General features: G+C 36.3%; 2 pseudogenes. Both read right to left on the bottom strand.

Annotated elements, in window-relative coordinates:
- Window positions 1–126, bottom strand: a pseudogene (locus ADI76_RS11820) (cobalamin biosynthesis protein CbiM); the annotation flags it as partial.
- 81 nt (window positions 127–207) lie between these two features.
- Window positions 208–292: pseudogene (locus tag ADI76_RS01700) on the bottom strand (cobalt ABC transporter substrate-binding protein CbiN); the annotation flags it as partial.

Raw genomic sequence — 292 nt, 5'->3', positions numbered from 1 at the left:
CCAGACAATACACCATACCAAAGGGAGATACCCTTCCATAATGTGCATAGCAGATACAGGTTGCGGCCTAAAGATAAGTAGCAATACCAAAAGAGCAATTGCTAGCATTTTTTTACTTTTTTTCATAATATCACTCCTTTTTCATTACCCTAATTGATTTTTCTTGACCAATAGGATTGTAAAATAATCTAATTTGTCATCGACGACTTATTTATCTTGGTGTTTTTTCCCTCTTTGGTAACCGATGACATAGAAGATAATCCCCGCACCGATACTACCTTGAAGGGTAAAG

The sequence above is a fragment of the Streptococcus parasanguinis genome (assembly GCF_001074805.1).
GTDB lineage: Bacteria > Bacillota > Bacilli > Lactobacillales > Streptococcaceae > Streptococcus > Streptococcus parasanguinis_A.
Note: the sequence above shows the minus strand (reverse complement) of the source record. Positions and strands in the feature narration are given on the sequence as shown.